Origin of the sequence: Blastochloris sulfoviridis, assembly GCF_008630065.1 — a bacterium.
GTDB lineage: Bacteria > Pseudomonadota > Alphaproteobacteria > Rhizobiales > Xanthobacteraceae > Blastochloris > Blastochloris sulfoviridis.
Map to the genome: position 1 here is coordinate 1 of NZ_VWPL01000035.1, position 21,370 is coordinate 21,370.

A 21,370-nucleotide genomic window follows, 5' to 3' on the forward strand; every position below is an offset into this window, starting at 1 on the left:
GCGAGAGCATTCTCCGCAAAAGTGGGAACCGGTTTTGCGCAAGAGAATGCGACAAACCAAGAACTTGGAGCGTCCGCCCGGTTCAACCGGATCGGCGCACGCGAGAGCATTCTCCGCAAAAGTGGGAACCGGTTTTGCGCAAGAGAATGCGGGTTCTCAGAAACTTGGAGCGCGCGATCCGGCGCGGCCGGAACGGATGACGCTCCAAGGCAATTCGCGCGGGCAAGGCAGGCGGCTTGGCGGAGTCCCGCGCCCCGTCCGGCGGCCCGAGCGGTCGCAGACCCGGTCTGGCTGCGGCGGCGGGGCTGTGGATTTCCCTGGGTTGTGGCCGCGATTTCGAAGATGCCGCGATGTCTTTCATAATATGAAAAGGACTTTCAAAGGGCAACAATCCCATTGCGCGCGTCCGGAACGTGGACATTAAGACGGAAGTCCTTATACTGGAAAGAAAGCCAAGAAGCCGTTGCGGAGGAAGCCGTGCTGACCCATGGGGAGATCTGGGCCGCAATCGACAAGCTCGCCGAGCGGCATGGCCTGTCGACCTCGGGCTTGGCCAAGCGGGCCGGCCTCGATCCCACGACGTTCAACCGGTCCAAGCGCATCACCTCGGACGGGCGGCCGCGCTGGCCTTCGACCGAGTCGATCGCCAAGATCCTGTCGGCAACCGGCGAGAGCGTCGATGCCTTCATGTCGCTGCTGTCGGGCATCTCGACGACGCGGCGCACCGTGCCGCTGATCGGTCTGGCCCAGGCCGGCGAGGGCGGCATTTTCGACGATGCCGGGTTTCCGGTGGGTGCCGGCTGGGACGCGGTGGAGTTTCCGGCGATCGGCGACGAGAACGCCTATGCGCTGGAGATCACCGGCGATTCCATGGCGCCGGCCTACCGCGACGGCTGCGTGGTGATCGTCTCGCCCAACTCGCCGGTGCGCCGGGGCGACCGGGTGGTGGTCCGGCTCAAGAACGGCGAGGTGATGGCCAAGGAGCTCAAGCGCCTGTCCGCCAAGACCCTGGAGCTGAAGTCGCTCAATCCCGAGCACGCCGATCTCGGCTACAGCCGCGAGGACGTCGCCTGGATCGCCCGCATCCTGTGGGCCAGCCAGTGACGGCGACCCGCGGGGCGTGATTCGCGAAGGTCCGTAGACCCCGGATCGGCGCCGCGCGCGAGAATGATCTAGACTGGCGCCGCCCGCCTTTCCGTCTCCGTGTCCCGGACCGCACCATGCCCGACACCGTCGAATATTTCTTTTCGCTCGTCTCGCCCTGGGCCTATCTCGGCCATGGCCACCTGCTCGACATTGCCGACCGCTACCGCGTGCGGCTGGTGTACCGGCCGGTCCACCTCGGCCCGGTGTTCGAGGCGACGGGCGGGCTGCCGCTGGCCAAGCGCCACCCGGTGCGCCAGCGCTACCGGCTGGTCGAGCTGCAGCGCTGGCGGCTGAAGCGCGGCGTGCCGCTCAATCTCCAGCCGACGCATTGGCCGTTCGACGTCGGGTTGGCCGACCGCCTCGTCATCGCGGCGGACGCCGCCGATGCCGACACCGGCGCGCTGGTGCAGCGGCTGTTCGAGGGCGTGTGGGCGCGCGAGGAGAACCTTGCCGATCCCGCGACGCTGGAGGCGATCGCCCGCAAGTTCGGCCTCGATGGCGCGGCGCTCGTCGAAGAGGCCCAAACCGAGGCGGTGAACGCCGCCTATGCCGAGAACGGCCGCCGGGCGCTCGACCTCGATGTGTTCGGCTCGCCCTCTTATGTGCGGGGTGGCGAGGTGTTCTGGGGGCAGGACCGGCTCGACCTGCTGGCCGACGCGCTGGCCGCCGGCCGCCGGCCGTTCGCGCCCGCCTGACCGCCGACCCGTCTGACCATCGGCCACCCTACTGCTGCCATCACGCGCGCCCCATAATACGAGGAAAGAGGGAGGAAGCGCGATGACGGGGCGTCTTTCGATTCGCATGGCGGCACTGGGCCTGCCGTTCGCCGGACTGGCGGTCCTCGGTCTGGCGCCGGCCGCGGCGCAGGCGCCGCAAAGCGTGCCGCAGATCGTGGCGCCGGCCGAGCAGCCGCCGGGGACCAACGAGCCGGGCCGCTTCAGCTTCGCGCCGGTCGCTGGCGGGGTGATGCGGCTCGACACCCGCAGCGGCGCCGTCTCCCATTGCGCGCGTCGCGCCGCCGGCTGGACCTGCGAGGCGGTGGCCGACGACCGGGCGGCGCTGCAGGCCGAGATCACCCGCCTTGCCACCGAGAACGAGCGCCTCGCCGCCCGGGTGGCGAACCTGGAGCGCCAGATCGAGCAGAGCCGGGTCGGCCCGCCGCCGGTGCCGCCGGGCGAGCTGCCCAACGCCCAGCGCCCACCACAGCCGCCCCCCGGCCAGGGGCTGGGCCGCGACCTGCCGAGCGACGCCGAGGTCGACCGGGTGATGAGCTTCGTCGAGCGGCTGTTCCGGCGGTTCATGTCGATGGTGGAGACGCTGCGGCCCGATGCCCCGCCGCCGGCCCCGTCGCAGCCCCAGTCGGCGCCGGACAAGATTTGACGCGATTGCTGCGGGGTTTGCCTGGAGTGCCCTCACCCGCCGCAAAGCGGCGGGTGAGGGGGGCAGATCAAGCGACGTCATTGGAACCGGATCGGCCGCCCGCTCATCCCAGCCCGGCCAGGAAGGATTCGCTGCGCGCCAGGCTGTCCTCGGTCATGTCGCTGGCGAAATAGGTGAAGGCGTGGCAGCCGCCGGGATAGACGGCGAGCTCGGCGCGGTGGCCGGCCGCCGCCCAGTGGGCGGCCAGGAACAGCGTGTCGTCGATCAGCGGGTCGCGGGTGCCGACCGTGAACAGCGCCGGCGGCAGGCCGGCGAGGTTGGCGCGGAGCGGCGAGATGTCGGGGTCGAGCAGGCCGCCGCCATTGGCCAGGAAGCAGCGCACGAACATGCGGATGTCGCGGGTGTTGAGCACCAGCTTCTCGCTGCCCCAATTGGCGGCGCTCGGCGTCAGCGCCAGATCGTAGCAGCCGGCCACCAGATTGGCGCCGCGGAACGGGCGCAGGCCGTGCCGGTCGCGCAGCCGGCACATGGTGACCACCGACAGGTGGGCGCCCGCCGATTCGCCGCCGATGGCGAGGCGGTTGGTGCCGAACCGCCGGATGCCGTCGCGCACCAGCCACAAAGCAGCCGCCTCGCAATCGTCGGGGCCGGCCGGATGGGGATGCTCGGGTGCCAGCCGGTAATCCACCGACAGGCAGACGAAGCCGGCATAGTCGGCAATGCGTTCGAGTTGCGGATCCTGCTGGTCGGCGCCGCCGAGCGTCCAGCCGCCGCCATGGATGTGCAGATAGATGCCGCGCGGCTGGCCGCGCGGGGCGATCATCCGCAGCCCGACATTGCCGCCCGGCCCCTTGATGGTGATGGTCTCGGCGCGCGGACTCTTGGGCGCCAGCGGGAAAGGGCCGAGGCCGCGCGCCCGCCGCTCGCGGATCACCGCCGGCGGAAACGTCCAGGGGTCGGGCAGGCTGGTCAGCTTGTCGACGATCGAGGTGTTGAGGGCGCGGGTGTCGAGGCTGATCGCCGCATCGGTGAACACGGAGGCATCGGGGAAGATGAGTGCGGACATGATGGGCGGGGTCTCGGCTGGCGGGGGCTCGGCGGGCGATGTCTCGGCGGCGGGGATCTCGATCGAGGACGGCGGCGCACGCCGCTGTCGGTCCGGCGCGCAAAGTCTATAACCTGACGGGGAGAGCGGCACGCGGTTTCGCGCCCGCGGTGCGCGCGCCGGTGGACATCAGCAGGGAGGATGCGCATGCTCGTCCGTCGCGGCCCGCTTGCGGCCGGCGCCGTCGCGCGCTGGGCCTCGGCCACGCTGGAGGTCGCAACCCGCGGCCGCGGGCTGGTGGAGATCACCGGCGAGGCTGCCGCCTTCGTCGCCGATGCCGGGCTCGGCGAGGGGCTTCTGACCGTGTTCTGCCGGCACACCTCGGCCTCGCTCGCCATCCAGGAGAACGCCGATCCGGACGTGCGCACCGATCTCGTCACCGCGCTCGACCGGCTGGCGCCGGAGAACGCCGGCTGGATCCATCGCAGCGAAGGCCCGGACGACATGCCGGCGCACATCAAGGCCATGCTCACCGGCAGCTCGCTCGGCATCCCGATCCTGGGCGGCCGGCTCGCGCTCGGCACCTGGCAGGGCGTCTATGTCGTCGAGCATCGCGCGCGGGCGCACCGGCGCGAGGTGGTGCTGCAGGCCATGGGCGCCTAGTATCTATCCATGACGCCTCTCAACCTCGTCCGTGTCCTGTTCATGCTCGCCGCCGCGGCGCTCGTTGGCCTGATCGTCTGGGCCAGCACGCAAGCCTCGATCGGCGCGAGCTTCCTGCGGATGATCGATGACCCCTGGGGCGTGGTGACGCTGACCGACCTGTCGCTCGGCTTCCTGGCCGCCGCCACGGTGATCGGGCTGGTCGAGGGGCGACGGGCGCTGGTCTGGATCGCCGCGCTCTTCGTGCTGGGCAATGTGGTGACGGCGGTCTGGCTGGCGCGCCGCCTGCCCGATCTGGCGCCGGCCCTGCGCCGGCTTCGCGCGGGCGGCTGAGGGCGCTCGCCCGGCTCGCCTGCAGAAGGCGCCACGACCGACAGTTGCCGCCTGATACGGTTTTCGGCCTAGGGCCGGAAAACCGTATGCCGGTCGCCGAAATATCTTCTCGCGATCAAGGATTTTTCGGCGAGAAGGGTTCCGGGATCCCGAAGGGATCATCCGGAAACCATACGATACGGTTGCCCGCGGACCGGTTGCGAAACGGACTTGTGCTGAAGCGTGCCAGCGGTTTCAAGCCACCTTGCACTCGCAGGTCTGCGGGTTGACAATATAAATGATTTTCGGGCGATCAGGTCGTGAGCCGCGGAAACAGACGTGCCGAACGTCTTTCTTCGGGAGCGGGCTCTTCGGCGACCGGAAGACGAAATTCCGGCTGCAGGCGCCGGATGTCGTGAATTGCCGCGTCAACGTCCGGGCAACAGGCGGGCGTCGTCGGCCAGCGGGGGAATGCGTGGAGGATACGAGCGGTTATCGGGTCGTCATCGCAGATGATCACCCGCTGTTCAGAGGTGCGCTGCGGGAGGCTTTGGGCAAGCTGTTTCCGCAGGCGGTGGTGGTCGAGGCCGGCACGTTCGACGAGCTGCAGGCGCTGATCGAGCGCGACAGCGGCGTCGATCTCGTGCTGCTCGACCTGACCATGCCGGGCGCGCGCGGATTTTCGGGGCTGATGTATCTGCGCGGCCAGTATCCCTCCATCCCGGTGGTGGTGGTCTCGGCCAATGAGGACGCGGCGGTCATCCGCCGCTGCGTCGAGTTCGGCGCCTCCGGCTTCATTCCCAAGACGCTGGCGGTGGAGAGCATGCGCACCGCCATCCGCACGGTGCTGGAAGGGGGCGCCTGGATTCCGCCCGACGTCGACCTGGCGACCGGCACCGACCCGGAGACCAGCGAGCTGGTGGCCAGGCTGTCGTCGCTGACGCCGCAGCAGATGCGCGTGCTGATGATGCTGTCCGAAGGGCTGCTCAACAAGCAGATCGCCCACGAGCTGTCGGTGTCCGAGGCGACGGTCAAGGCCCACGTCTCGGCCATCCTGCAAAAGCTCGGAGTGGAGAGCCGCACCCAGGCGGTGATCGCCGCCTCCAAGATCGAGCTGGTGAGCTGGGCGGTGCAGGGCGCGCCCAACTGACGGTGTTCCCGCTCCTGCGTGCCGCGTAATCCGCGGCGCGCCACCATCTCGACGATACGGGCTCCGGCCGGTCAGCCGGAGCCTGCGTATCGCCGCTCCCTCAGTTCCGCGTGCTCACCGCGACTGCCGCCTCGTTGCGGCGCAGGAACGGCAGCGTGAACGGTCCGTCATAGTAGAGCGCGAAGGGCTTGGCCGCCGGCTGCCAGTTCGTTCCGGCGAGCTTGCGCACGAGCTCCGCCTGGCGTTCCGCCATCTCCCAGCCCACACCCGAGAACCGCTGCACGGCGATCGTCTCCGCCGGCACGGTGACCAGTTTCACCCGGGCGTCGGCGGGCCGCGGCGCGGTCTCCGCGGTGAGGCTCGCCGGCAGGAAGAAGCGGATCCGCCCGCCATCGCCGCTGTCGGCCATCTCCACCGGCGCGGTCATGGCGATCTTTTCGGAGGCGGCGGCCTTGTCGGACGCGCGCATCTCCACCGGCACGGTCATGGCGATCTTGTTGGCGCCCGGCGCGCCCTGGTTGGCGCCGGCGATGTAGTTGAACAGCAGCATGAAGGCGTCGCCGCCGTCGCGCCGGCCGCCTTTCGGATACTCGACCTCGGCGGCCAGCCGCGGGGCATAGCGGCGGATCTCGATGTCCTCGCCGACGTGGCCGACCACCTGGTAGGCCGGCTCCTCATAGAGGCGGACGCCGAAGGTGCCGGCCACGGTCTCCAGCACCAGCGCGGAATAATAGGCGACGTTCTGCAGCATCGCGCGCACTCCAAATTGGGAAAAAGCGGTCCCGCGCACGACGCGCGCCGCATGTGTTCTAAAAGAGATACGTGCCACAACCAGCGCGGATCATGCTGCCGGGTAACGGGCGTGTGATGAGCGGGACGCCGGGAGACCGCGTCGCGGTCTCGGAAACCGCATGAGCCGTCGCAGTCTCTCTCGCAAGGCCGGTTCCCGCCGTTGCGGAGACTGCTCTACTCCGCCGCCCTGCGCGCCATGCGCCAGCGCGCCAGCAGCGCCCTGAGCGCTGCCGGATTCACCGGCTTGTTGAGAAGCTGGACGTTCTTCTCGCGCGCCTCTTCGCGCAGTGCCGGCGAGCGGTCGGCGGTGATCAGCACCGCCGGGGTCTCGGCGCCCAGCCGCCAGCGCAGCACCACCACCGCATCGAGGCCGTTGCCCTGGTCGAGATGGTAGTCGACCAGCAGCACGTCGGGCGTGGGCATGGCCTCGCGCAGCGCCGTGCGGGCCATTTCCAGCGAGGTGGCGGTGGCCACCTGGCAGCCCCAGTTGGACAGCAGCGCCGCCATGCCGTCGAGGATGGCCGGCTCGTTGTCGAGCGCCAGCACCGACATGCCGGCGAGCGGCGCCTGGGTGGGCGCGGCGATCTGCGGCGAGGCCAGCGCCAGGTCCGGCAGCGACGCCACCCGCGGCAGTTCCACGGTGAAGGTCGAGCCCTCGCCCGCGGCCGAGCGCAGGTGGATGCGGTGCTGCAGCACGGCCGCCAAGCGCTCGACGATCGACAGCCCGAGCCCCAGGCCGCGCGCCGCCCGCGCGCCGGGCTCCAGGCGCTGGAACTCCTTGAAGATCAGCTTCTGCTGGGCGGCCGGAATGCCGAGGCCGGTGTCGTGCACCTCGATCTGGGCGCGCCCGCCGCGCCGGCGCACGCCGACCAGCACGCGGCCGTGCGGGGTGTATTTGATGGCGTTGGAGACGAGGTTCTGCACCAGCCGGCGCAGCAGCCGCCGGTCAGAGCGCACGGCGATCGAGGAGCGCACGAAGGTGAGCTTGAGATCCTTCTCGGCCGCCATCGGCGCGAACTCGGTCTCGAGCTGCGCCAGCACGTCGCTGATCCGGAACACGGAAATCTCGGCCTTGAGCGCGCCGGTGTCGAGCCGCGAGATCTCCAGAAGCGCGCCGAGGATCTCCTCGACCGCCTCAAGCGAGGCGTCGACATTGCGGGTAAGGCGGGCGTTCTCGCTCGCGCCGTCGGCGCGCTCGACCAGCGCGGCGGTGTAGAGGCGGGCGGCGTTGAGCGGCTGCAGCACGTCGTGGCTGGCGGCGGCGAGAAAGCGCGTCTTGGAGACGTTGGCCTCCTCGGCCACCGCCTTGGCCCGCTTGAGCTCGATATTGAGCCGGGTCAGCTCCTCGGTGCGCTCGCGCACCCGCCGCTCCAGCGTCTCGTTGGCACGCTCCAGCGTCTCGGCCGCCGTCACGCTGTCGGTGATGTCGGTCAGCGTCATCACCGTGCCGCCGTCGGGCATGCGGTTGGCGCGCACCTCGATGACGGTGCCGGAGGCCGGCAGGCGTTCCTGCACGGTCTCCAGCCGCACGGCGTAGCGTTCGGTGCGGTCGTTGACGATCTCCTCGATCTCGCCCTGGCCGAGACCGCCGGTGGCGGCGGTGACGCGCACCAATTCGTCGAGGCCGACGCCGAGGCGCACCATGTCGGGCGGAATGTCGAGCATCTCGCCGAAGCGGCGGTTCCAGCAGATCAGCCGCAGATCCTTGTCGAACACCGCAATGCCCTGGCGGACGTGGTCGAGCGCGGTCTGCAGGATCTCGCGGTTGTAGTGGAAGGCGGCCGAGGCGTCGTCGAGCAGCTTGAGCGCGGCCTTGGTCGACACCGTGCGCTTGCGCAGCAACAGCGACAGAACAAGCCTCGATGAGGCGGCGCCGATCGCCGACGACAGCAGGAACTCGGCATGGCGCAGCAGGTGGATGTCGGCCTCGCGGTCGGGATCGAGCAGGACGCGCCGCGCGTCGGCGAAGCTTTCGAACGCGCGCCTCGCGCGCTCCTCGCCGAGATAGCGGGCGACCGTGGCGATCAGTTCCCCGACGGTGAGCGAGGTGCGCCACAGGCGGAAGCTGTGGCTCATGGCGACGGTTTCGGTGTCGACGAAGATATTGGCCTGCAACTGCTCGATCGGCAATGCCGGGCGGGTCAGCGAGGTGCAGATAAAACAGGCGATATTGGCGCCGAGCGACCACAGCACGCCATGGGTGAGCGGATCGAGATCAAGGCCGAACAGCCCCTGCGGCTTGAGGAAGAACAGGCCGAAGGGCCCTTCGGTCAGGATCGACGGGTCGAGGTGGCCGGCGTCGGCGAAGCTCGGCAGCAGCAGCGTGTAGGCCCACACCAGCGTGCCGACGACCAGGCCGGCGATGGCGCCCCGCGCATTGGCGCCGCGCCAGAACAGCCCGCCGAAGAAGGCCGGCGCGAACTGCGCCACGGCGGCGAAGGACAGAAGGCCGATCTGGGCGAGCTGGCCGGTGCCGGCGTTGCGGTAATAGAGATAGGCGAGGGCGACGATCGCCACGATGGCCATGCGTCGCGTCGCCAGCACCAGCAAGGTCATGTCGCCCGCGCGCGCGGGCCTGGCCGAGGGCGCGTCCAGAGGCGCCTTCGCCGCGGCCTCGGCGCTGAACCGGCGGTGCAGGATCAGCGGCATCACCAGCCCGTTGGAGACCATGATGGAGATCGCCACGCACTCGACGATCACCATGGCGGTGGCCGCCGACAGGCCGCCGACGAAGGCGACCAGCGCCACCGTGTCCGAGCCGGCCGACAGCGGCAGCGCCAGCACGTACATGTCGCCGTCGACCGAGCCCGCCGGGAAGGTGATCAACCCGGCGATCGCCACCGGCACCACGAACAGGTTGATCAGCAGCAGATAGAGCGGAAACAGCCAGGCCGCCCGGCGGATCTCGTCCTCGTTGTTGTTCTCCACCACCGCCACGTGGAACTGGCGCGGCAGCAGCAGGATGGCGAAGAACGACAGCAGCGTCATGGTCACCCAGGGGGCGCCGAAATCCTCCTTGCGCAGGGGCGCCATCAGGTCGGGGTGGCGGGTCGCCTGGCCGAACAGATCGCTCGGTCCGTCGAACATCACGAACACCACGAACACGCCGACCACCAGGAAGGCGACGAGCTTGACCACCGACTCGGCGGCGATCGCCAGCATCAGGCCTTCCTGATGCTCGGTGGCGTCGGTGTGGCGGGTGCCGAACAGGATGGCGAACATCGCCATCGACATCGCCACGAACAGCGACAGGTCGCCGAGCCAGCTTGTCGAGGTGACCGGAATGTGGATGCCGAGGTGGCTCAGCATGGTGGTGAGCGAGGCGGACACCGCCTTGAGCTGGAGCGCGATATAGGGCACCGCGCCCACCACCGCGATCACCGTCACCAGCGCCGCCACCGCCTGGTTCTTGCCATAGCGGGCGGCGATGAAGTCGGCGATCGAGGTGATGTTCTGCGCCTTGGCCAGCCGCACGATCCGGATCAGCAGCGGCCAGGCGACGCCGATCAGGATGATCGGGCCGATATAGATGGCCAGGAAGTCGAACCCGGTGTGCGAGGCGAGGCCCACCGAGCCGAAGAACGTCCAGCTCGTGCAATAGACGGCGAGCGACAGCGGATAGATGAAGCGCCGGGTGCGCCGCTCGACGCCGCGCAGACGCAGCCGGTCGCCCAGGCTCGCGACCAGGAACAGCAGGCCGATATAGGCCAGCGCCAGCGTGACGACGACCCAGCCCTGCAACATCGCTTCTCCCGCATCCCATGACGGCCGGGCGTTCCGGGCCGGCCCGGAACGCCCGCGTGCCGGACGCCCTCGCCCAGGTCGGTCGTCCAGCCGATCGCGTCCAACCGGTCGCGGTCAGGTCATCACGCCACCGGCACCCTGTCCAGCCTGCGGCCTTGGCCTGGGTGCTGCAAGGGGGCGCAAGACGGTGCCGCAAGACGGGTGCTGCAAGGGGCGCTCAGGGCTGCCGCAGGGTCGGGAGCCCGCCACCGGCGACAGCGGGCAAGGTGACATCAGGATGAACGAGTGTGACCGAATCGACACAACGACGTTAACGGCTTGTTTTCCAAGCTGTTGCACCTTGCGGCCACAACCTGGCCGGGCTGGCGCGGACGGCCCGGGCCTTGCACCGGCGGTTTTGCTGTGGTCTGACTGGAATCAACTGGCGAGGGGGGACTCATGTCGCTGCGCACGGCCATCGCTGCTGCTCTCGTCATTGCCGCGACCCCGGCTTTGGCTGAGAACCTGAACGCCCAGCAGGCCCGCAAGTTCGTGGTGGGCCGGCATTTCGCCTTCGTCTGCTTCGACGGCACCGCCGGCCAGGGCAAGGTCCTGGGAGACGGATCGGTGTCCGGCCGCATCCGGCTGCAGGGCAGCGCGCCCGAGCGCTCCGTGACGCTGCCGCGCGACACGCTGCGGGTGCGCGGGGACGCGGTGTGCGCGGCGGTCAAGGGGCTGGCGTTCGAGCCGTGCTTCGACGTGATCAAGACCAGCGCCCGCACCTTCCGCGGCACGCTGGCCGGCGTTCCCGGCATGTGGTGCGATTTCACCCGCGGCGGCCGTCCGGGCTTCGCCGCCGCGCCGCGCCGCACCGCGCTCAATCAGGCCTCCAACTGATCCGGGCAGCGCGGTCTGCCGGCCGGTTCTGGCGGATGCGCGCCGGAGCCGCTGCGAAAGCTTAACCGCCCAAGATCCCTAAATCGCCGCAAGACAAAGACGTGGATGGCCGGGACGACGCCCGGCCATTACGACACGCGGCCGGGCTTGGCGCCGCGGCGACGAAGATGCATCTCTCCCTCACCCGCACGGGGCGAGACGCGGCCGGAACCGGGTCACGTCTGCAGCTCGTTCAGGCCCTCGAACAGCTCCAGCGCCTCCGGATTGGCCAATGCCTCGGTGTTCTTCACCGGGCGGCCGTGGACGATGTCGCGCACCGCCAGTTCGGTGATCTTGCCGGAGCGGGTGCGCGGAATGTCGGCGACGCGGAGGATCTTGGCCGGCACGTGGCGCGGCGAGGCGCCGGTGCGGATCCTGTCCTTGATCCGCTTGATCAGCCCTTCGTCGAGCTCGGCGCCCTCCTTCAGCCGCACGAACAGCACCACGCGCACGTCGTGGTCCCAGTTCTGGCCGATGGCGATCGCCTCGATCACCTCGGGGATCTGCTCCACCTGGGCATAGATCTCGGCTGTGCCGATGCGCACGCCGCCGGGATTGAGCGTGGCGTCGGAGCGGCCGTGGATGACCATGCCGCCATTGGCGGTCCATTCGGCGAAGTCGCCGTGGCACCATACGCCGGGGAAACGGTCGAAATAGGCGGCGCGGTACTTGGTGCCGTCCGGGTCGTTCCAGAACTTCACCGGCATCGAGGGGAAGGCCTTGGTGCAGACCAGCTCGCCGCGCTCGCCCCGCACCGGACGGCCGTCCTCGCTCCACACGTCGACCGCCATGCCGAGCCCCGCCGCCTGGATCTCGCTGCGATAGACCGGCGAGGTGGGATCGCCGAGCACGAAGCAGGAGACGATGTCGGTGCCGCCGGAGATCGAGGCGAGGTGAACGTCCTTCTTGATGTGGTCGTAGACGTAGTCGAAGCTCTCCGGCGCCAAGGGCGAGCCGGTCGAGGTGACCAGCCGCAGGGCGGAGAGGTTGTGGGTGGAGGCCGGGTCGAGCCCCGCCTTCTTGCAGGCGTCGATGTATTTCGCCGAGGTGCCGAACAGCGTCACCCGCTCGAACTGGGCGTAGTCGTAGAGCACGGTCTGGGTCGGCGAGAAGGGCGAGCCGTCGAACAGGATGATGGTCGCCTCGCTGGCCAGCGCCGAGGCCAGCCAGTTCCACATCATCCAGCCCAGCGTGGTGAAGTAGAACACCCGGTCGCCGGGCCTGACGTCGCAGTGCAGCCGGTGCTCCTTCAGGTGCTGCAGCAGCGTTCCGCCGGCGCCGTGGACGATGCACTTCGGCACGCCGGTGGTGCCGGAGGAATAGAGGATGTAGAGCGGCGTCGCGAAGGGCAGCCGCACATAGGTGACGGGCTGCGCCTCGAAGGGGGCGAGGAAGCCGGCGAGCGGCACGCCCTTGGGCAGGCGGGCGGCGACCGCGCCGGCCTCGCCGAGATAGGGGACGATCACCACGCGCTCGACGCTGGGAAGCTCGGCGGCGATGGCGGCGAGCTTGTCGCCGATCTGGATGCGCTTGCCAGCATACCAGTAGCCGTCGGCCGAGACGAATACCTTGGGCTCGATCTGGCCGAAGCGGTCGAGCACGCCGCGCTCGCCGAAGTCGGGCGAGCAGGAGGAGAACACCGCGCCGAGCGAAGCGGTGGCCAGCATCAGCGCCACCGCCTCGGGCATGTTGGGCAGCATCGCCGCGACGCGGTCGCCGACGCCGACGCCGGCCGCCGCCAGCGCCTGCTGCAGCCGCGACACCAGCGCGTTCAGCTCCGCCCAGCTCAGGCGCCGCTCCAGCTTGTCCTCGCCGCGGAACACCATCGCGGTGGTGCCGTCATTGCGGCGCAGCAGGTTCTCGGCGAAATTGATCCGCGCATCGGGGAAGAAGCGGGCGCCGGGCATGGTGTCGTCGATCAGAATGCGCTCGCCCCGCTCGCCGATCACGCCGCAATAGTCCCAGATCAGATCCCAGAAGGCTTCGCGCTCCTCGATCGACCAGGCGTGCAGCTCGGCATAGGACGTCAGCCGCCGTCCGGCCCGCCGCTCGGCGGCGCGCATGAACTCGGCGAGGTTGCCTGAGGCCACCCGCTCGGGGGCAGGCCGCCACAGCGGGGTTTGTGCACCCGGATGAGACATGTCTTCCTCCCTGGGATGGTCGCCGTTCGGGTTTTGGTTGAGATGTTCCCGATGCAACGGTCCACGGCAAATCTACCGGACCCCGCCGACCGAGTCATACGAAATTCGGCCCGCGGGCGGCGCAGTCCTCTCCGCCGTTCGTCGAGGAATTCCGTTTCCGGACAAGGATTTTCGCCGGGTGCGCGGCCGGCCGCCGCGACGGGGCCGCCCGAACCCGTGCCGGCCGGCCCCGGACGGCCTCCCGGCCGCCACGGCCGGCTTGGCGATCGCGAGCCGCCCGCATTCCCAACTTCGGAGACGGGCGGCAGTCCGTGCGCCGCGGCGGGCGGGCGCGACAGCCGTACGCCTGACACGTTCTGTAACTATTTTTGACCTGACATTCACCTTTGCCGCGTAGGATGACGTCGCTGTTCCGGCGACTCGATCGGGTGCGCCGGCAATCAAGGGTTGGTTGGCATGGCGCGCAGGTACTTCGGCACGGACGGCATCAGGGGCAAGGCGAACAACGGCACGCTGACGGCGGACCTCGCCTTGCGCGTCGGCATGGCGGCGGGCCTCATGTTCCGGCGCGGCGACCACCGCCACCGGGTGCTGATCGGCAAGGACACCCGCCTGTCGGGCTACATGATCGAGCAGGCGATGACCGCGGGCTTCCTGTCGGTCGGGCTCGACGTGTTCCTGGTCGGGCCGATGCCGACGCCGGCAGTGGCCATGCTGACGCGCTCGATGCGCTGCGACCTCGGGGTGATGATCTCCGCCTCGCATAACCCTTACGACGACAACGGCATCAAGCTGTTCGGACCCGACGGCTACAAGCTGTCCGACGAGGTCGAGTGCGAGATCGAGGTGCTGCTCGATTCCGACATGAAGAAGCGCCTCGCCAAGTCCGCCGACCTCGGCCGCGCCACCCGCATCGAGGGCGTGCAGGCGCGCTATGTCGAATTCGCCAAGCGCACGCTGCCGCGCAATCTCGAACTCAACGGCCTGCGCATCGTCGTCGATACCGCCAACGGCGCCGCCTACAAGGTGGCGGGCGACGCGCTGTGGGAGCTCGGCGCCGAGGTCATCCGCATCGGCGACGAGCCGAACGGCTTCAACATCAACCGCGACTGCGGCTCGACCGAGCCGGACGCGCTGTGCCACAAGGTGCGCGAGATGCGCGCCGACATCGGCATCGCGCTGGACGGCGACGCCGACCGCGTCATCATCGTCGACGAGAAGGGCCATACGGTCGACGGAGACCAGCTGATGGCGGTGATCGCCGAGAGCTGGCAGCACGACGGCCGCCTCGCCCGGCCCGGCATCGTCGCCACCGTGATGTCCAATCTCGGGCTGGAGCGCTACCTCAAGGGGATCGGCCTCGGCCTGGAGCGCACCGCGGTCGGCGACCGCTACGTGCTCGAATGCATGCGCGAGCACGGCTACAATCTCGGCGGCGAGCAGTCCGGCCACATCATCCTGGCCGACCACGCCACCACCGGCGACGGGCTTCTCGCCGCGCTGCAGCTTCTCGACGTGGTGGTGCGCTCGGGCAAGCGGGTCTCGGAGATCTGCCACAAGTTCGATCCGCTGCCGCAGATCCTCAAGAACGTGCGCTACACCAACGGCAACCCGCTGGAGAGCGGGCTGGTCGCGACGGCGATCGAGGACGCCAAGGCCCGCCTCGGCAATGCCGGGCGGCTGGTGATCCGCCCCTCGGGAACCGAGCCGGTGATCCGGGTGATGGCCGAGGGCGACGACCGCGATCTGGTCGAGGCGGTGGTCGACGAGGTCATCGACGCGCTGAGCAAGGTGGCGCTGGCGGCCTGAGGCCGGGGCCGCCGGCCTGCGGGCAGGCGGTTTCATCATTTCCAGTTCTTGAGCGCCCGGTCCGGCGGTGTCGGACCGGGCGCTTCGCATTCGGGGTACGGCTTCGCATTGGAAGCACCGCTTGGTGTTTGGGGTACGGCTTGCGGGCGGCGCGCAGCCATTGATTGTAAATTCCTGCATAATAAACCAAAGGAAGAAATTGATAGATCAGGGCCGGCTTTCGCAAGTAAATTTTCGTGGTTAAGAATTAAGGTTAAGTGGGCTTTAACGTTTGGCTGCAATTCTGCGTCTCGTGCGTAAACCGGTGTGGGCCGGCTGATTCCGTTGCCCTGCCATGTGGAGGGATGCGAGATGAACAGCTCGAATGTTGTCGTGCTCGCCGGTGTCCTGGCGTTGGCACCGGTGGTGGCCCAGGCTGCGGACATGCCGGCGCTGCTGGAAAAGGCGCCGATTATCGAGGATTTCGGCGGTTGGTACCTGCGCGGCGACATCGGCATGACCAACCAGCAGCTCGGCCATCTGCACAACATCCTGATGGACGACGCGCCCCAGTTCGCGGTGCTCGACGAAGGCACCTTCGACGCCGGCTGGCTGTTCGGCCTGGGCATCGGCTACCAGTTCAACGGCTGGGTGCGCGCGGATATTACTGGGGAATACCGTGGAACGACAAATTTCCACGCGCTGGATAGATATTTCAACGATGACCCGCTTATCAATAGACTTGTGACGAATGATTACTACGCCACAAAATCCGAGTGGCTGTTCCTCGCCAACGCCTATCTCGATCTCGGCACCTGGTGGAACATCACGCCGTTCGTCGGCGCCGGCCTCGGCTTCGCCCAGGTGAACATCGGCAACTACAACGACTTCAGCGCCGGTGCCATCGGCGGCGGCTACGGGGCCAGCCATTCGCAGTGGAACTTCGCCTGGGCGCTCCACGCCGGCCTCGCCTACCACGTCACGCCGGGCTTCACGGTGGAACTCGCCTACCGCTATCTCAGCCTCGGCGACGGCAAGACCGGTGACGTCATCGGTTATGACGGCACCAACGACTGGTACAACCCGACCGAGTTCAACGACATCACCTCGCACGACGTGAAGTTCGCCGTGCGCTGGGCGATTGGCGGCACCGAGGTGCCGGTCGTCCGCAAATACTGATCCTCAGCTGCCGACCCTCAGATCCCGATCCTCGGATATCTATCCTCAGACCTGGGGCGGCGCCGCAGCCGGCGCCCCGTCCCTGTGCTTCGGAGCTTGCCATGAAGCGCGCGTCCCTGCTCACTCTCGCCCTTGCCGCGGGCCTCTTCGGCCACGGCGAAGCCCGCGCCGCCGATCTCGGCATCGCCCGCCCGCCGATGCCGCCGGTGATCGAGGAATACGGCTCGGGCTGGTATCTGCGCGGCGACATCGGCTGGAGCGGCTATTCCGGCGTGTCGGCCGATTACATCACCTACGGCGAGCCTGACGCCGCTTTCACCGGCGCCAATCTCGAGGATTCGTGGTTTGCCGGCGCCGGGATGGGCTACCGGTTCGGCTGGTTCCGCGCCGACGTCACCGCCGACTACCGCTTCCACAGCCAGTTCTCCGGGACGTGGGAGGGCAACGCCTATACCGGCGAGGAGACCAACTGGTCGGTGCTGGTCAATGGCTATGTCGACCTCGGCACCTGGTCCGGCATCACGCCCTATATCGGCGGTGGCCTCGGCGGCGCCTATCACGGCACCAGCGGGTGGCGCGTGAATGACGTCAATCTCTTCGCCGACGGCAGCAACTGGGACTTCGCCTGGGCGGTGATGGCCGGCTTCGCGGTGCAGGTGTCGCCGCATGCCCTGATCGACATCGGCTACCGTTATGTCGATCTCGGCAAGCCGGAATCGGGCTTCGGCCTCGATGACTTGACCAGCACGTCGAAGATCCGGCTCGACAATGTCACGGCCCACGAGCTGCGGGCCGGCGTGCGCTACATGATCGACTGAGCGACACAGCCTGCGGATCGGCAGGCATCGTCTGCCAGCAAGGACGGGCGCGGCTTCGGTCGCGCCCGGTCTGTTTTGGCGGCGGGTTCGGGCGGCGTGTTCGGGCAGCGTATTTGGCGGCGAATCCGCAAGCCGCAACTTGACCGCGGCATCGTCTTGGCGTAGCTCCCCCGGCGGGACACCTCTCCCCAACGAGAGGCGCCCATCTGAGAGGATGGATACCATGACGACGACGATGCCCGGCGTGCGGCCGGCTGTTCCGCATTTCTCCTCCGGCCCCTGCGCCAAGCGCCCCGGCTGGTCCCTCGAAGCCCTGAAAGACGCGGCGCTGGGCCGCTCGCACCGTGCGAAGGTCGGCAAGACCAAGCTCAAGCGCGCGATCGACCTGACGCGCGAGGTGCTGGGGGTTCCCGCCGACTATCGCATCGGCATCGTGCCGGCCTCCGACACCGGCGCGGTCGAGATGGCGCTGTGGTCGCTGCTCGGCGCCCGCCCGGTCACCATGCTGGCCTGGGAATCCTTCGGCGAAGGCTGGGTCACCGACGTCCTCAAGCAGCTCGAGCTGAAGGACGCGACCGTCCTCAAGGCCGGCTACGGGCAGATCGTCGATCTCGCCAAGGTCGACACCAAGACCAATGACGTCGTCTTCACCTGGAACGGCACTACGTCGGGCGTGCGCGTGCCCAATGGCGACTGGATCGCCGCGGAGCGCGAGGGCCTGACCATCTGCGACGCCACCTCGGCGGCGTTCGCCCAGGATCTCGCCTGGGACAAGCTCGACGTCGTCACCTTCTCCTGGCAGAAGGTGCTGGGCGGCGAGGCGGCCCACGGCATGCTGATCCTGTCGCCGCGCGCGGTCGAGCGCCTCACCAGCTATTCGCCGCCCTGGCCGCTGCCGAAGATTTTCCGCCTCACCTCGGGCGGCAAGCTGATCGAGGGCATCTTCGAGGGCGAGACCATCAACACCCCGTCGATGCTGGCGGTCGAGGACTATCTCGACGCGCTGGAATGGGCCAAGTCGGTCGGCGGCCTGAAGGGCCTGATCGCGCGCGCCGACGCCAACACCAAGGCGATCGCCGACTGGGTGGCGAAGACCGAGTGGGTCGATTTCCTGGCCGGCGATCCGGCGGTCCGCTCCAACACCTCGGTGTGCCTCAAGGTGGTCGATTCCACCGTCGCGGCGCTGTCGAACGAGCAGCAGGCGGCCTTCGCCAAGGCGCTGGTCTCGGCGCTGGAGAAGGAGAAGGTGGCGCTCGACATCGGCGCCTACCGCGATGCTCCTGCGGGCCTGCGCATCTGGTGCGGCGCCACGGTCGAGACCGCCGACGTCGCGGCGCTCACCGACTGGCTCGACTGGGCGTTCGAGAACGCCAAGGCCCAGCTCGACCCGGGGGTCTGATCCCCTCCGCTCGGCCTCTGCCGGCGGCAGAGCGCGAGCCTGCCCCGCGATCGACGGGGCCAGCCGCCAACGGCCGGGTGAGGGAAGGCCCCCTCACCCTCGACAGTCCCATCCCCGCCCTTCACCCGCCGCGCCCGCGGCGCGCCGGCCTCTCCCCGCCCGCGGGGGCGCCGGCGCGATCGATCCACGCGGCAGACATTATCGAGACACCGCCATGACCACACCCAAAGTGCTGATTTCCGACGCCCTGTCGGAGGCCGCCGTCCAGATCTTCAAGGATCGCGGCATCGAGGTCGATTTCCAGCCGGCGCTGGGCAAGGACAAGGACAAGCTCGCCGAGATCATCGGCAACTATGATGGCCTGGCCATCCGCTCCGCCACCAAGGTGACGGCGAAGATCCTGGAGAACGCCACCCGCCTCAAGGTGGTCGGCCGCGCCGGCATCGGCGTCGACAATGTCGAGATTCCCGCCGCCACCTCGCGCGGCGTGATCGTGATGAACACGCCGTTCGGCAACTCGATCACCACCGCCGAGCACGCCATCGCCATGATGATGGCGATGGCCCGCCAGATCCCCGAGGCCGACCGCTCCACCCAGGCCGGCAAGTGGGAGAAGAACAAGTTCATGGGCGTCGAGCTGACCGCCAAGACGCTCGGCATCATCGGCTGCGGCAATATCGGCTCGATCGTCGCCGACCGCGCCATCGGCCTGAAGATGCGCGTGCTGGCCTTCGACCCCTATCTGTCGGACGAGCGCGCGGTGGCGCTGGGCGTCCACAAGGTCGAGCTTGAGGACCTGCTGCGCCGCGCCGACTTCATCACGCTGCACACCCCGCTCACCGACAAGACCCGCAACATCCTCGACGCCTCGGCCATCGCCAAGTGCAAGAAGGGCGTGCGCATCATCAACTGCGCCCGCGGCGGCCTGGTCGACGAGGTGGCGCTGGCCGATGCCATCAAGTCCGGCCATGTCGCGGGCGCTGCCTTCGACGTGTTCGTCGAGGAGCCGGCCACCGCCAACCCGCTGTTCGGGCTGCCCAACGTGGTGTGCACGCCGCACCTTGGCGCCTCCACCACCGAGGCCCAGGAGAACGTGGCGCTGCAGGTGGCCGAGCAAATGAGCGACTATCTGCTGCAGGGCGCCATCACCAACGCGGTGAACTTCCCGTCGATCTCGGCGGAAGAAGCGCCCCGCATCAAGCCGTTCGTGACGCTGGCCGAGAAGCTCGGCTCTTTCCTCGGCCAGCTCACCGAGGCGGCGATCAAGGGCATCCGCATCGAATATGAAGGCGAGGTGGGCAAGCTCAACACCCGCGCCATCAACGCCGCCGCCATCGCCGGCGTGCTGCGGCCGTTCATGCCCGAGATCAACATGGTCAATGCGGCGGCCATCGCCAAGGAGAAGGGCATCACCATCGAGGAGGTGAAGAGCTCGCACGAGGGCGATTACGAGAGCCTGATCCGCATCGTGGTCGAGGCCGAGGACATGCCGCGCCACGCCGCCGGCACCGTGCTGCAGGACGGCAAGCCGCGCATGGTCGAGATCCGCTGGATCGACATGGACGCCGAGTTCGCGCCGAACATGATCTACATCCGCAACGACGACAAGCCGGGCTTCATCGGCCGGTTCGGCACGCTCTTGGGCGAAGCCGGCGTCAATGTCGCAACCTTCAATCTCGGCCGCGACGAGGCGGGCGGCAACGCCATCTGCCTCGTCGCCGTCGACGAGGCGGTCTCCGACGACCTGCTGCGCGCCATCGAGAAGATCCCGCACGTCAAGCGGGCGCGCCGGCTGAGGTTCTGATGCGGTTTCCGGCCTGCAAGGCCGGAGAACCGTATTCCGATCGCCGAAAATCCCCTTATCGAACAAGGGATTTTCGGCGAAACCGTTTCCGGCATGCAAGGCCGGATAATCCGTGATCGCGAGGCGGGCGGCGGACCTGTGTCTGCTGCCCGCACGTTTGCCGAGACGGCCTCAGCGCCGCCGGGTTTCCGCCAGCGCGATGCCGCCCAAGACCAGCGCCAGCGCCGCGGCGTGGTAGATGCCGAACGGCTCGGCCAGGATCGCCACCGCGAACAGCGCGCCGAACACCGGCACCAGATTGACGAACAGCGAGGCGCGTCCCGGCCCGATCAGTTCGACCGCGCGCATGAACAGCATCTGCGCGGTGAGCGAAGGCAGCAGCCCGACATAGAGGATGCACAACAGGCCGGTGGCATCGGGCCACAGCACCTCGCCGCGCGCCACCTCGATCGCCAGCAGCGGCGCGGAGGTCAGCGCCGCGACCAGCGCGAAGGCGCCGAGCAGCGCCAGCCCCGACACGTTCGGCCGGTTGCGCAGGCCGATCGTGTAGCCGGCATAGAGCAGGCAGGCGACGATCATGCCGAGGTCGCCGACATTGAGCTCCAGCCCGAGCAGGTTGGCGAGGTCGCCCTGCGACGCCAGCACCGCGACGCCGACCAGCGTCACCGCCATGCCCAGCGCCTGCATGGCGCCGACCGGCGTGCCGTAGAGGGCGAGCGCCCCCAGCATCACGAACACCGGAATGGCGCCCTGGATGATGGTGAGGTTGACCGCGGTGGTGTGGTGGGCGCCCCAATAGAACGGCACGTTGAAGCCGGTGAAGCCGATGGTGCCCATCACCAGCAGATAGGGAAGGCGCGGGCGAAGCCGCGGCCAGGCCTCCACCACCGGCCGCCAGGCGAACACCGCCATGGCGAGGCAGGTGACCACCCAGCGCAGCGAGGTGAGCGCCATCGGCGAGATGTGGCCGACCGCGATGCGCGCGGCGACGCCGTTGCCGGCCCACATCATCGAGGTCAGGACGAGCAGGAGATAGGGGTTATCGTGGACCCACGTCCCGACACGTTTCAGCACTTGGGGAACTTCAAGCTGGG

17 protein-coding genes are annotated in these 21,370 nt (G+C 68.6%); 12 read left to right on the forward strand and 5 right to left on the reverse strand.

The annotated features are described in order from the left end of the window. The first annotated feature begins 477 nt into the window (after positions 1-477). The 3 genes from F1193_RS14575 to F1193_RS14585 all read left to right on the forward strand — a co-directional run bounded on the left by F1193_RS14575 (position 478) and on the right by F1193_RS14585 (position 2,526). Positions 478-1,104 carry a LexA family transcriptional regulator gene (locus F1193_RS14575; protein ID WP_150098530.1) on the forward strand — a complete coding sequence of 209 codons (627 nt, stop codon included), beginning with the start codon at positions 478-480 and terminating at the stop codon, positions 1,102-1,104. Positions 1,105-1,220: 116 nt separating this feature from the next. Next, a complete protein-coding gene (locus tag F1193_RS14580; RefSeq protein ID WP_150098531.1) occupies positions 1,221-1,841 on the forward strand; it encodes a 2-hydroxychromene-2-carboxylate isomerase in 621 nt (206 codons plus the stop codon). A gap of 82 nt (positions 1,842-1,923) precedes the next feature. Next, a complete protein-coding gene (locus tag F1193_RS14585) occupies positions 1,924-2,526 on the forward strand; it encodes a hypothetical protein (protein WP_150098532.1) in 603 nt (200 codons plus the stop codon). Between the two features lie 103 nt (positions 2,527-2,629). Here the strand turns inward: F1193_RS14585 and F1193_RS14590 are convergent, their stop codons facing one another. Continuing rightward, positions 2,630-3,592, reverse strand: a complete 963-nt coding sequence (locus tag F1193_RS14590; protein ID WP_150098533.1) for an alpha/beta hydrolase — start codon at positions 3,590-3,592, stop codon at positions 2,630-2,632. 186 nt (positions 3,593-3,778) lie between these two features. On the opposite strand from F1193_RS14590, the gene F1193_RS14595 reads away from it, so the two are divergent. The 3 genes from F1193_RS14595 (at position 3,779) to F1193_RS14605 (ending at position 5,696) form a co-directional block, all read left to right on the forward strand. Further along, positions 3,779-4,234, forward strand: a complete 456-nt coding sequence (locus F1193_RS14595) for a secondary thiamine-phosphate synthase enzyme YjbQ (RefSeq protein WP_150098534.1) — start codon at positions 3,779-3,781, stop codon at positions 4,232-4,234. Between the two features lie 9 nt (positions 4,235-4,243). Next, on the forward strand, positions 4,244-4,567 hold the full coding sequence (locus F1193_RS14600) for a hypothetical protein (protein WP_150098535.1): 324 nt from the start codon (positions 4,244-4,246) through the stop codon (positions 4,565-4,567). Positions 4,568-5,021: 454 nt separating this feature from the next. Continuing rightward, positions 5,022-5,696 carry a response regulator transcription factor gene (locus F1193_RS14605; protein ID WP_246164433.1) on the forward strand — a complete coding sequence of 225 codons (675 nt, stop codon included), beginning with the start codon at positions 5,022-5,024 and terminating at the stop codon, positions 5,694-5,696. Between the two features lie 100 nt (positions 5,697-5,796). On the opposite strand, the gene F1193_RS14610 is transcribed toward F1193_RS14605, so the two are convergent. Both F1193_RS14610 and F1193_RS14615 read right to left on the reverse strand, forming a co-directional pair. Then, positions 5,797-6,447, reverse strand: coding sequence for an SOUL family heme-binding protein (locus F1193_RS14610; protein WP_150098537.1), 651 nt, complete (start codon positions 6,445-6,447; stop codon positions 5,797-5,799). A 215-nt stretch (positions 6,448-6,662) separates the two neighbouring features. After that, the gene (locus F1193_RS14615) at positions 6,663-10,232 is read right to left on the reverse strand and encodes a PAS domain-containing hybrid sensor histidine kinase/response regulator (RefSeq protein WP_150098538.1); all 3,570 of its coding nucleotides are present in this window, start codon (positions 10,230-10,232) and stop codon (positions 6,663-6,665) included. A gap of 438 nt (positions 10,233-10,670) precedes the next feature. Between F1193_RS14615 and F1193_RS14620 the strand changes: the two genes are divergently transcribed. Continuing rightward, complete coding sequence (locus F1193_RS14620; protein WP_150098539.1) at positions 10,671-11,108, forward strand: hypothetical protein; 438 nt, start codon at positions 10,671-10,673, stop codon at positions 11,106-11,108. Between the two features lie 215 nt (positions 11,109-11,323). On the opposite strand, the gene F1193_RS14625 is transcribed toward F1193_RS14620, so the two are convergent. Continuing rightward, positions 11,324-13,288, reverse strand: a complete 1,965-nt coding sequence (locus F1193_RS14625; RefSeq protein ID WP_150098540.1) for an acetoacetate--CoA ligase — start codon at positions 13,286-13,288, stop codon at positions 11,324-11,326. 456 nt (positions 13,289-13,744) lie between these two features. Between F1193_RS14625 and glmM the strand changes: the two genes are divergently transcribed. The 5 genes from glmM (at position 13,745) to serA (ending at position 20,276) form a co-directional block, all read left to right on the forward strand. Beyond that, complete coding sequence (glmM, locus tag F1193_RS14630) at positions 13,745-15,097, forward strand: phosphoglucosamine mutase (RefSeq protein WP_150098541.1); 1,353 nt, start codon at positions 13,745-13,747, stop codon at positions 15,095-15,097. 351 nt (positions 15,098-15,448) lie between these two features. Next, positions 15,449-16,255: an outer membrane protein gene (locus F1193_RS14635; RefSeq protein WP_150098542.1), complete on the forward strand. Its 807-nt coding sequence runs from the start codon at positions 15,449-15,451 to the stop codon at positions 16,253-16,255. Positions 16,256-16,356: 101 nt separating this feature from the next. Next, positions 16,357-17,073 carry an outer membrane protein gene (locus F1193_RS14640; RefSeq protein WP_150098543.1) on the forward strand — a complete coding sequence of 239 codons (717 nt, stop codon included), beginning with the start codon at positions 16,357-16,359 and terminating at the stop codon, positions 17,071-17,073. A gap of 223 nt (positions 17,074-17,296) precedes the next feature. Continuing rightward, positions 17,297-18,472 carry a phosphoserine transaminase gene (locus tag F1193_RS14645; RefSeq protein WP_150098544.1) on the forward strand — a complete coding sequence of 392 codons (1,176 nt, stop codon included), beginning with the start codon at positions 17,297-17,299 and terminating at the stop codon, positions 18,470-18,472. Between the two features lie 214 nt (positions 18,473-18,686). Continuing rightward, entirely contained in the window at positions 18,687-20,276 is a 1,590-nt protein-coding gene (gene serA / locus F1193_RS14650) for a phosphoglycerate dehydrogenase (RefSeq protein ID WP_150098545.1), read from the forward strand. A 171-nt stretch (positions 20,277-20,447) separates the two neighbouring features. Here serA and F1193_RS14655 read toward each other — a convergent pair whose 3' ends face one another. Beyond that, a complete protein-coding gene (locus tag F1193_RS14655; protein WP_246164434.1) occupies positions 20,448-21,350 on the reverse strand; it encodes a DMT family transporter in 903 nt (300 codons plus the stop codon). Positions 21,351-21,370: the final 20 nt, after the last annotated feature.

Coding starts and splice junctions, on each gene's coding strand:
- F1193_RS14585 (WP_150098532.1), top strand. CDS start 1,924: ATGACGGGGCGTCTTTCGATTCGCATGGCGGCACTGGGCCTGCCGTTC.
- F1193_RS14625 (WP_150098540.1), bottom strand. CDS start 13,288: ATGTCTCATCCGGGTGCACAAACCCCGCTGTGGCGGCCTGCCCCCGAG.
- F1193_RS14580 (WP_150098531.1), top strand. CDS start 1,221: ATGCCCGACACCGTCGAATATTTCTTTTCGCTCGTCTCGCCCTGGGCC.
- F1193_RS14590 (WP_150098533.1), bottom strand. CDS start 3,592: ATGTCCGCACTCATCTTCCCCGATGCCTCCGTGTTCACCGATGCGGCG.
- F1193_RS14595 (WP_150098534.1), top strand. CDS start 3,779: ATGCTCGTCCGTCGCGGCCCGCTTGCGGCCGGCGCCGTCGCGCGCTGG.
- F1193_RS14615 (WP_150098538.1), bottom strand. CDS start 10,232: ATGTTGCAGGGCTGGGTCGTCGTCACGCTGGCGCTGGCCTATATCGGC.
- F1193_RS14610 (WP_150098537.1), bottom strand. CDS start 6,447: ATGCTGCAGAACGTCGCCTATTATTCCGCGCTGGTGCTGGAGACCGTG.
- F1193_RS14635 (WP_150098542.1), top strand. CDS start 15,449: ATGAACAGCTCGAATGTTGTCGTGCTCGCCGGTGTCCTGGCGTTGGCA.
- F1193_RS14620 (WP_150098539.1), top strand. CDS start 10,671: ATGTCGCTGCGCACGGCCATCGCTGCTGCTCTCGTCATTGCCGCGACC.
- serA (WP_150098545.1), top strand. CDS start 18,687: ATGACCACACCCAAAGTGCTGATTTCCGACGCCCTGTCGGAGGCCGCC.
- F1193_RS14640 (WP_150098543.1), top strand. CDS start 16,357: ATGAAGCGCGCGTCCCTGCTCACTCTCGCCCTTGCCGCGGGCCTCTTC.
- glmM (WP_150098541.1), top strand. CDS start 13,745: ATGGCGCGCAGGTACTTCGGCACGGACGGCATCAGGGGCAAGGCGAAC.
- F1193_RS14600 (WP_150098535.1), top strand. CDS start 4,244: ATGACGCCTCTCAACCTCGTCCGTGTCCTGTTCATGCTCGCCGCCGCG.
- F1193_RS14645 (WP_150098544.1), top strand. CDS start 17,297: ATGACGACGACGATGCCCGGCGTGCGGCCGGCTGTTCCGCATTTCTCC.